At 60.6% G+C, this 9,269-nt stretch carries 5 protein-coding genes and 1 pseudogene; 3 read left to right on the top strand and 3 right to left on the bottom strand.

What is annotated here, in order from left to right:
* Positions 1–2,183 precede the first annotated feature (2,183 nt).
* From K8U03_16065 to K8U03_16055, 3 genes are all read left to right on the top strand, one after another.
* Positions 2,184–2,903 (top strand): hypothetical protein, encoded by a 720-nt coding sequence (locus tag K8U03_16065; GenBank protein MCE9606410.1) that lies wholly within the window; start codon positions 2,184–2,186, stop codon positions 2,901–2,903.
* Positions 2,904–2,967: 64 nt separating this feature from the next.
* Complete coding sequence (locus K8U03_16060) at positions 2,968–3,660, top strand: hypothetical protein (GenBank protein MCE9606409.1); 693 nt, start codon at positions 2,968–2,970, stop codon at positions 3,658–3,660.
* 38 nt (positions 3,661–3,698) lie between these two features.
* On the top strand, positions 3,699–4,466 hold the full coding sequence (locus K8U03_16055; GenBank protein MCE9606408.1) for a DUF4339 domain-containing protein: 768 nt from the start codon (positions 3,699–3,701) through the stop codon (positions 4,464–4,466).
* Between the two features lie 92 nt (positions 4,467–4,558).
* Here the strand turns inward: K8U03_16055 and K8U03_16050 are convergent, their stop codons facing one another.
* The 3 genes and pseudogenes from K8U03_16050 to K8U03_16040 form a co-directional block, all read right to left on the bottom strand.
* Positions 4,559–6,010 carry an arylsulfatase gene (locus K8U03_16050; protein MCE9606407.1) on the bottom strand — a complete coding sequence of 484 codons (1,452 nt, stop codon included), beginning with the start codon at positions 6,008–6,010 and terminating at the stop codon, positions 4,559–4,561.
* Between the two features lie 49 nt (positions 6,011–6,059).
* Positions 6,060–7,064: pseudogene (locus tag K8U03_16045) on the bottom strand (haloacid dehalogenase-like hydrolase).
* Between the two features lie 84 nt (positions 7,065–7,148).
* Complete coding sequence (locus tag K8U03_16040) at positions 7,149–8,858, bottom strand: arylsulfatase (GenBank protein ID MCE9606406.1); 1,710 nt, start codon at positions 8,856–8,858, stop codon at positions 7,149–7,151.
* Between the last annotated feature and the right edge of the window lie 411 nt (positions 8,859–9,269).

Raw genomic sequence — 9,269 nt, 5'->3', positions numbered from 1 at the left:
CCGGCGTTCCGCGCCGCGATTACAGCGGCGAACTCGCAGCAACCGTGTCCGATAACCGTCGTTTCGAGCCGTCCAGCGTCGTCTGTGTGTAAGAGGTTAAATTAACCTCTCTACAGTACTACGTACTGTCAACAGAGACGGGTTCTCGGCCCGGTCCAGAGGACCGTGCCTTCAAACCAATCGATCAGCTCTCGAGCTGATCGTGAAGTATGACTCCTACACGCTGTGTCGAACACCGTCCGTTCGATCGGCGCTGACGCGTCCTCGTTCCCGTCCGTCGCTTCGACGAGCTGCGTGACCGGCGGTCCTCATTGATGTCATCGATCCGTCTGCCGCACTTCGGCTGGGTCAGCTCAATGCCGGTTTGACCGCTGCGCCGCGAAGATATCGCCCGTAAAACGAAAACCATCGAATTCGATAAAACGCCCCCTTGGTCGTCCGAAACGACCCCGGAGTCATCTGGGAGGCTGGGAACGCGCGTAGAGCGCGCTAATGCGCTTTAAACGGGTGCCGCCGCGATCGACGTACCGCCGGCAAGAGGCCGAGTCGTGCTGAGTCGTGCTGCCATGGATCTTAGTACCGTAGAGACGGGCCGGCTGGCGAACAACCTGCACCGTTCCGCGCACGGCGCAGAAAGCCCGGGTTCCGCCAACGGCGGCGATGCTCGTGCCGGGTGTCATTCCGATGACCGGCAAACGACGCTCATCGTTTATCGCGCTGCCCTCGGTCCTTCCGGACGAAACGGGGTTATTGTCGCCAAAGGGCGTAGTCTCCGAATCGCACCGAGGTGCCGCAATTCGTTGGCGTCACTTCGTTGCTCGCTTTCGGCCGAGCGCTTCCTAAGGCAGTGCCTTATCGGTCGCTAGTGGGGACATTCGACGTCGATAACTTTCGCGAGCCTGGCGAAACGACCGGAGCTGTCCGAGTGGATGGGGCTCCGCCGACCGAAACGACGCCGTTTCGTCGGCGGCCTGCCGGAGAGCCCTTCCGGGTGTACGGTGCGTGTCCCCTACAACACCGCCTGCGCCCCGTCGTGAAGCGTCACGCAGACCGGTCGGCATTCCTCTCGAAACTCCGCTCCGTAACCTCCATCGTTCGAAGATCCGCATCGATTGACTCGACGCCGATTGCCTCGGCGGCAAGTCGTTCGACCACCGAGCTCTTCCTGATTGACCGGGGGATTGGTCCATATTGCGGTTTACCAGAGGGCCTCAGTAGTCACGTATTTTTCGTCTCTGTGCGGCGGAAATCAGGTCTCGAAACCGTGGCCTCGGTGGCGTCGAGCGGGGCTGATTGCGAGCGCAAGGAATCGACCATTTCGAGCCCAACTAATACCTCGTCGCGCATCGAGTGATTCAGCGATGGCGGCTCCACTTGGCACCTGCGAATGGAGCAAACAATTTGCGAGTGCGCGCCGGCAATCTCGCGGAGCATGTTGCGGAGCCGGATGCCGAAAGCGCCAAAAACTTCGTCCCCAACGGGGTGACTCGAAGCCCGATTTGCGAGGCTTCGGGTTCGTGAGGACGACGACGACGAAGCATTTTTCGAGGTCGATAACCTTCAGGAGCATTTCGCAATTACGGGTGTTGTCCGCGCCGGGCGGCATTCCGCAGGCCGGAAACGTCATGTCGTCACTGCCCAGGATCGCGGGTGCTCTTCCAGATTATGCGGGGCATTGGTCCATAGTGACTTCGTCGAACTCTGTGCCAGAACAGCCTGAAGCCCCGTCTTTGTTTGACCTCGTACGGCGTCAAAACGTTCCTCTAGCTTGTACGCAGAGCGCCGGTTGCGGACGCGAGGACGCGACGTTTTCGAGGCCGTTTTCCCCTCCGTTTGCCCTGCGATTTTGCGCAGCTAAGATGATGCCTGCGGCCCCTCTGCGGGCCTAGACGAACAACGATCCATCTTGGAGCCGAAAACCAACACAGGTGACCACGCCGTGGCCGCCTGACAATACGTGACGCGTGTGCGTTTAGTCCTGCTTCCCTGAACCGACCAACCTGAGCCGAAAGGCTCTTGAGTACAGAGGCAGTACTTGACCCACGCTCCCGCAAGGGAGCGTCGGGCCTTGTGCTGTTCTGTACGCCCCTTGGTCGGGGTCAGGGAGCAGTCTCGGTTTCGACGCTCCTTTTTCTTTGCCGTCGAACCGGGAGCTTCCCCAGCACCCAGCCAAAGGTTCGACCATGCCTCTCAAGCTCTCCTGTCCGCAATGCCGCAAGGCGCTCACGGTCCCCGATCAACTGGCCGGACGCACGGGCAAATGCCCAGGTTGTGGTGCGAGCGTTTCCATTCCGCCGGCCGCGCCGGTCTGGACGCCGCCCCCACCACCTCCGCCTGCTGCGGCTCCCGAAGCGATCTTAGAAGGCACCCTGGTCGACGAGGCCCCGTCGTCCCGGCCGCCACAAGGGCGCACCAGCACGCGGCCTAGCGCCTCACGGAAGCGATCTGCGACCTTCTGGCTCGTCGTGGCCGGCGGCGGCGTAGTCGGCCTCTTCGTGCTTACGATGCTATTGGATCTCGTCGCGTCCGCGGTGCACGAAGCAAGACAGACCACGGCGCAAGGGGAAGCGGCGAGCAATACGGCTCTCGCCCAACTCGGCCATAGTCCGCACCAATGCCTCGTCTGCAAAACCGGCCGATCGAGTAGTGCGCGCCGGCAATTCAGCGACGATCACGGCTTCGGATTCTGCGATCGCTGCGGAGCCGGCCGCCAAGCGATGACCCGTATGGCGAATAACGGAGGCGTCGGCACGCCGAGCGATCAGCAAGCCGTTCAGCAGTTCACTCAGACGATGCAGCAGCATCTTGGGGCGAACCCGACCGATGCCCAGCGCGGTCTCTACATGTCGCTGATGGCGTTCGACTCTCCGGAGTGGAACACGCTCTACGGCCCGGTGAAATAAGCCGGCCGCCGTGCACGAACACCTCGAACACGCTGATCGACGAGAACCGAACCGAGGACCAACCATGTCGCTCAAGATTCGTTGTCCCGCCTGCAAGAACGTCTTCGACCTCGGCGCGGCGTCGGCGGGAACCCTCGTGCAATGCCCCGGTTGTCGAGCCTCCGTTCGCGTTCCATCGACCACGCCGCGGAGCCTGCCGCCGGCGATCACGGTAGCGCCTGCTACGGCGCCGCCTACGCCGTCGAAATCGAAAGCCGATAGTCCGAAAGCCTCGACCCTCACGTCGGAGGCGTGGAGTGCATCGGGGTTCGTTGTGATCGCCGTACTCTTCTTCATCTTCAAGAGAGTAGGCTGGATATCACCAAGCACGACCCGCGCCGATTTCGCTTTGCCTTTGCTGCTGCTCGTGATTGCCGTCTGTGGACTCGTTCTCGCCGGTTTGTGGCTCGCCGGCGTGGTCCGTAAGGCCGGCGCGCCGCCTGGGTCGGATCCTCGTCCACCGTTGCCACCTCCGCCTCCGTTTCCACCGGCCGCGCCACCGACTCCGCCGGCAGCCGAGCAGTGGTGGCTGCAAGTCGCCGGGCAAGCGACTGGACCGTTTGCGACCGCGGTCATTATCGAGGCGATTCGGAACGGCGACTTCCCGGGCACGACGCTGGCTTGTCCGGTCGGGGGAACTCAGTGGCTACCGATTGCGAGCCGTCCCACGTTCGCGACTGCCTTCGCGCCGGGTGCCGATTCACCGAACGCACGATAACGCATCAAGACTTAACAAAACCGTACCGAGTAGCGAACATGAACCCGACCGAGCCCGTCCGTCGCTGGTGGTTGTCCGTCGACTCAAAGGTCGTCGGCCCCCGCACCGAGACGTTCATCGTAGCCGGCCTGCAGAGCGGTCAACTCTCATCGACGACTCAGGCGTGCCCGGAAGGCGGAGCCGAATGGCGGCCCTTGAGTGCATGGCCGGAATGGCAAGCTCATGCGACGTCCGGTGCGTCGCTCCCGTCGCCACCGCCACGTGGTCCCGAACTCTCGGCGCACACACTACGGCAGGCCGCCGACGCTCACGCCAGTCTTGTGACCAACGCCGCATTGCCGCCGATGGCGAACGCGATCTGCATCTTCACGATTGTCTTGCTACCGCTGTATTGGGTCTTCTGGGTGCTAAGTACCATCGTGGCACCGGGGGACACGGACGAGACGATCGGGTTTTCGATGCTGTCGCTCGTGATCGGCGGACCGATTGCGTTGGCGATCACTGTACTGTTGGCCATCGGCGGCTTGCGGCTACGTGCCTTACGAGCCTCCGGAGTACGGCTGATCCGACTAGGACTGATCATCGACTTTGTGTTCATCGCGGTGAGCACGCTGCTCGGCTTAGTAGCAATCTTCGCTGTCATCGCGGCGAGCGGACAAGCACAAGAATCGACGGGCGACGGCGCGGGGATGTTCCTCAACGTCATCTGCGGTATGGCCGGCTTTGCCGCTTTGGTCTTCGAGGTCGTCGCGTTCGTATGGCTCTCGAAGTTCGCGTCGTCGTTACCGCTCAACCACAGAGGGTAGCAGTCGAAGTTGGAAATGTCGGCAGACCTTTCGGCTAGAGCAAAGCTATCGACGATGGCGGTCATCGATTCGACTATTGCGGCGGTCAATCGCTATTCCAGTGGAACATACGGATCGGGCGTGCCGAGCTTGATCGGCGGATGTTTTTTCAGGCTCGCCTCGAACTCGCCGACGATCTTCACAACCGGGTCGGCGACCCAAGAGTTTTTGGCCGCGACGTCGCGTTCTTCCTTCATGTCGGTTAGAAGGTTGATGATCTTCGGCAAGGGGAGCTTCACCGGCGGAGCGTACATATTTTCTTGCCAGATCAGATGCGCCTTCCAGTTCCTCCACTTCACGGCCGACAGTCGATCGGCCACATAGGCGGGGAAGCCCTCACGTTTTGAGGTCTCCTGTTTGCCGAAAAAGAAGTCCGATTGGTCGACACCATCGATAGGGCGATCGTTCGGGACTTCCGCTCCACCCACACGCGCAAGCGTCGTATAGAGGTCGACGATATGAACGATGTCGTTGCTGACTCGTCCGGCGGGGACCTTACCCGGCCAACGAATGATGAACGGGGTACGGATGCCACCCTCCATCGCCGTGAAATACGTCCCGCGCCAGGGACCATTCGCGCCTTCCCACGGGTCAGTCGCTTCCGGACCGTTGTCGCTGGTGAAAATGACCAGTGTTTCATCTTCGATGCCGGCCTCCTTGATTGCGTCGAGAATCTGCCCGGTGCGAGCGTCCATCTCGGCCAGGCAGTCGGCCCAATCGCCGTTGCCCGTCTTGCCGGAAAACGCGGGATTCGGAAGCGTCGGCATGTGAACAAGCGAGAAGGGAATGTAGGCGTAGAACGGTTTGCCCGCCTTCGCATTCCTCTGGATGAAGTCCACGGCGCGGGATGCTTTCTCGGCGTCCATCGTGCGGCGACGTTCGACGTTCAGTTCTGCGATCAGCCTAACCGGCTCTCCTTTGCGCGCTTCGTAAATGTGCTCGGGATGAACGATCTTCGGATTCCACCCCTGCTTGTCGCCGATCGACGGCCAAAGGCCTTTGGTCTCGTTCGACGACAGCCAGAGGGCTTCGTCGTAGGTGCGAGGGATGCCGTACCACTCGTCGAAGCCCTGATGAATCGGGAATCGACTTTCGGCACTTCCGAGATGCCACTTACCCCACATGCCCGTCGTATAGCCCTGCGCCGACAGCAGCTCCGCAATGGTGATTTCCCAAAGCGTGAGCCCGTCGGGAGCGCCGCCGATCGGAACTTCATAGGTGCCGGACCGAATCGCGAACCGGCCGGTCATCAGAGCCGATCGCGACGGGGTGCATTGAGCCTCGACATTGAAGTTGAGCAGCCGCATCCCCTCGCCGGCGAGCTTATCGATACGCGGGGTCGGCGCGCCACGGAGAACGCCGCCGCCGTAGACGCCTAGCTCCCCGTATCCGAGATTGTCCATCAAGATGACGACGATGTTCGGCCGCTTCGTTTGGCCGCGGGCCACACTGCCGACAAGGATCGCCGCTGTAACCGCAAGAGCGGTTGTCAATGTTCGGTACACTTCTGCTCCTAGCTCTATTCCGCCGATCGAGAGTCACTAGTCGGAATCTTCATTTCGGCTTGGCGAAGATCTGCTTCCAGTCGTTTTTCATGCTGACGACGATCCAACCGGAGGACTTGGCTTCCGTCAGGAGCGAGGCGGAGAACGTGCCGATCTTGGAGTCGGCACCGTAGGCGAACTCCCGTTCGGCGTCGTCGTGGTGAACCAGCAGGCAATAGCGGGCTCCAGATCCTCCGGCCGCATATTCGAGCATCTGGCGATCGCCGTCGGAGTTACCGAAGGCGGCGATCGGGGGGCGGCCGATATGCTCGTTGATGCCGACCGGCTTGCCGGCTTTGTCGTCGATGAAGTCGATGGCCGGCAGGCGCATCAGCACAGGCTTGCCGTCGCGAAGCTCAAACTTCGTCTTGATGCTGCTCCCGACGACCTGCTCGGGCGGCACGCCGTAGACCGCTTCCGTCCAAGGCCGCATGAACTCGATGCCGCCACCGGAGACGATGAACGTCTTGAAGCCGTTGGTCCGAAGGTAAGCGAGCAACTCGACCATCGGCTGATAGACGCACTCGGTGTAAGGCCGCTTGAGAGTCGGATGCTTCGCCGTAGCGATCCAATCTTTGACGATGTTCTCGAAGTCGTCGGTCGTCATCCCCGCGTGCGTGACCATGATGATCTCGCCGATGGCACGTTCCCCGCCGGCGAGCGCGGCCTTTACGTCGCCTTTGAGCAGCGACGCAAAGGGCTCCTTCTCCTTCCACTCGGGATGCTCCGGCGCGAGCACACCGACACGATGCATCGCAAAGAGCAGTTGAAAGTACATCGGCTGCTCGGCCTAAAGCGTACCGTCGTTGTCAAAAGTGGCGATCCGTTCGGCCGGCGGAACGAAGTCGGACGAGCCTTCTTTCGTCACCTTCGCGACGAAGTCCAGAATCACTTGTTTCACAGGTCCTTCGTTCCACGACGGGAGCGGGTCTTGTGCTCGCGCTGCCGCACCGACACAGAGGGCGAACGACATCATCAGCGCAGTGAGTATTCTGCGGGGCAACGGTAAGTTCATACTGGCCTCGTCAGAGATGAGAAATGGCGGGCGACCCTTAGAAGGCCGCCCGCCATGTGGATCGGATCGGAACAACTCTAACCACTACCTGCTCGGGTTGCTTTGCGCCTGCTTTTTCACTTCTTGCAGAACCTGTTCGAGGTTATAGCTCGCCGGGTCCTGCATCGGTGGAAACTTGAGGTACGACTCCAACTCTCGCAGCCAAAGAATCTGTCCGATCGGCAGCAAGTTCCAATCGTAGATGTAAGCGGTGCTCGGAGCAGCCAGAGCGCCACCCATCCCCATCAACGTCTTGGTGTCGGCACCGACACTGATCTCGAACGGATCGCGCATGATGTTCGCGATTTGCGTCCAGTGATACGTCGTGGCGCCGGTGAGTCCGTCCATCGGCCCCGCACCGACCATCGTGTAGTAGAACTTGTAGTTCTTGTAGCGCACCGCCGACGGCTTCGCACCCGTGTAGTAGAAGAACGTGTCGCGGGCCGATTTTTCCGACTTCCCTTCGAGGTAGTCGATCTGGTCGAAGCCATCGAGCGTTGTCTTGACGATGCCGGGATACTCGCCGGCCTCGATTTTCTTCTTCAACTCGTCCCCCTTCGCACCGCCGGCGATATTGACGAGCGTCGGGAGCCAATCGAGCGAGGCGAACATTTCCTTCTTGATCGTCCCCGGCTTGATGTGGCCCGGCCAACGGACGACGCATGGAGCCCGCATGCCACCTTCCCAAGTCGTGAGCTTGCCGCCCTTAAACGGCGTCGTGCCGCCATCCGGGAACGTAATGACTTCGGCACCGTTGTCGGTCGTGAACACGACGATCGTGTTGTCGAGTTCTCCCATGTCTTCGAGCTTCTTCAGGACGAGCCCGATGTTGTCGTCCATCTGCTTCATGCCGGCTTCATTGATACCCCAGTCCTTGCCGCCTTTGACGCCAAGCATGTCTTCGTACTTCTTCGGCAGCACTGTGGTAATGTGCATACGCGCCGGGTTGTACCAGCAGAAAAACGGCTTGTCGGTCTTTTCCGGATCGTTCCGGTCGAGCCAGTCGACGACCTTGGCCGAGATCTCTTCGTCGATACCTCTCGAGCGCTCGAGCGTGAGCGGACCTTCGTCGGTTCCCATCTGATTCTTGGCAGTGCCGTCGGACGACTTCATCCACAGAATCGGACGCGGCGCCGCCATACACACACCGTCTTTCGGATCGATCGCGCCGGGCGGATCGGAGATGCCTGGGATCGGTGCGAGCTTCATCGGCGGCACGATCGCCTGCTCGGTCGGGCTCTTGTTGATGTCCGGGAAGCTCACGCCTTGCATGGCGTCGAGGTGGTAGAGATAACCCCAAAACTCTTGGAAGCCGTGAGCGGTGGGCAAAGCGTCGGGATGATCGCCGAGGTGATTCTTGCCGAACTCGCCGGTGCTGTAGCCGAGATCCAAGAGGAACTTCGCTAGGGCGGGAGTGCCTGGACGCAGATATGACGGGCTGCCGGGCAACTGCGGCGGAATCATACCGGTGCGCAGCGGATGCATGCCGGTGAAAAAGGCGTTGCGCCCCGCCGTGCAGCTTTGCTCGGCGTAGTAGTGCATGAACATGCAACCTTCGTTCGCAAGCCGATCGATGTTCGGCGTTTCACCGACCATCAAGCCGCGGTGGTAGCAGCTCGGCTGCATCCAGCCGATGTCGTCGCCCATGATGAAGAGAATGTTCGGCTTCTTCGTGGCTGCGTCTTGCGCGAGCGCGCCAGTCGGAGCGAGTGGGACGATCAACGTCGCCACTAGGAGTGCAAAAGACCATCGCATGATGTGAACTCCAGAAAAGTGTCGGTCGAGAGGTGAAGCGAAATGGTCATAAGCTTACTGTATTGCCAAGGAAGGAACGAAATAATTCGCGTATGACCATTATTCTGGTGGCTTTAGATTAAAAATGTCGCAACGAATTCGTTGTTAAAGCGTGCGGAGTCAATAGAGGTGGGACAAGAGGCCTATGCGGCCTCGGCTGATGGTTGATCACACTCTCGCCTCGTCTGCCGGCCGGAAAAAGCCGCTCGCATTGCGATGTGGGCGGTAGATGTGACCTGCCCCCACGCGTGATACCAAGTGTTGCGTTAGTTTCTTCAAGAATCAAGCTTGGTCTTTTCGCGGAGCGCAGCGTAGCGAAAAGACCAAGCTTGAACGGCCTCGGGTGCCGGGGGTCGATAGCCCAACGAGCTA

It is taken from the genome of Planctomycetia bacterium (assembly GCA_021413845.1).
Lineage (GTDB): Bacteria > Planctomycetota > Planctomycetia > Pirellulales > PNKZ01 > PNKZ01.
Note: the sequence above shows the minus strand (reverse complement) of the source record. Positions and strands in the feature narration are given on the sequence as shown.

Bases quoted from the DNA above. Each gene is read 5' to 3' on its own strand.
- K8U03_16055 (MCE9606408.1), top strand. From the start codon at position 3,699: ATGAACCCGACCGAGCCCGTCCGTCGCTGGTGGTTGTCCGTCGACTCA.
- K8U03_16060 (MCE9606409.1), top strand. From the start codon at position 2,968: ATGTCGCTCAAGATTCGTTGTCCCGCCTGCAAGAACGTCTTCGACCTC.
- K8U03_16040 (MCE9606406.1), bottom strand. From the start codon at position 8,858: ATGCGATGGTCTTTTGCACTCCTAGTGGCGACGTTGATCGTCCCACTC.
- K8U03_16065 (MCE9606410.1), top strand. From the start codon at position 2,184: ATGCCTCTCAAGCTCTCCTGTCCGCAATGCCGCAAGGCGCTCACGGTC.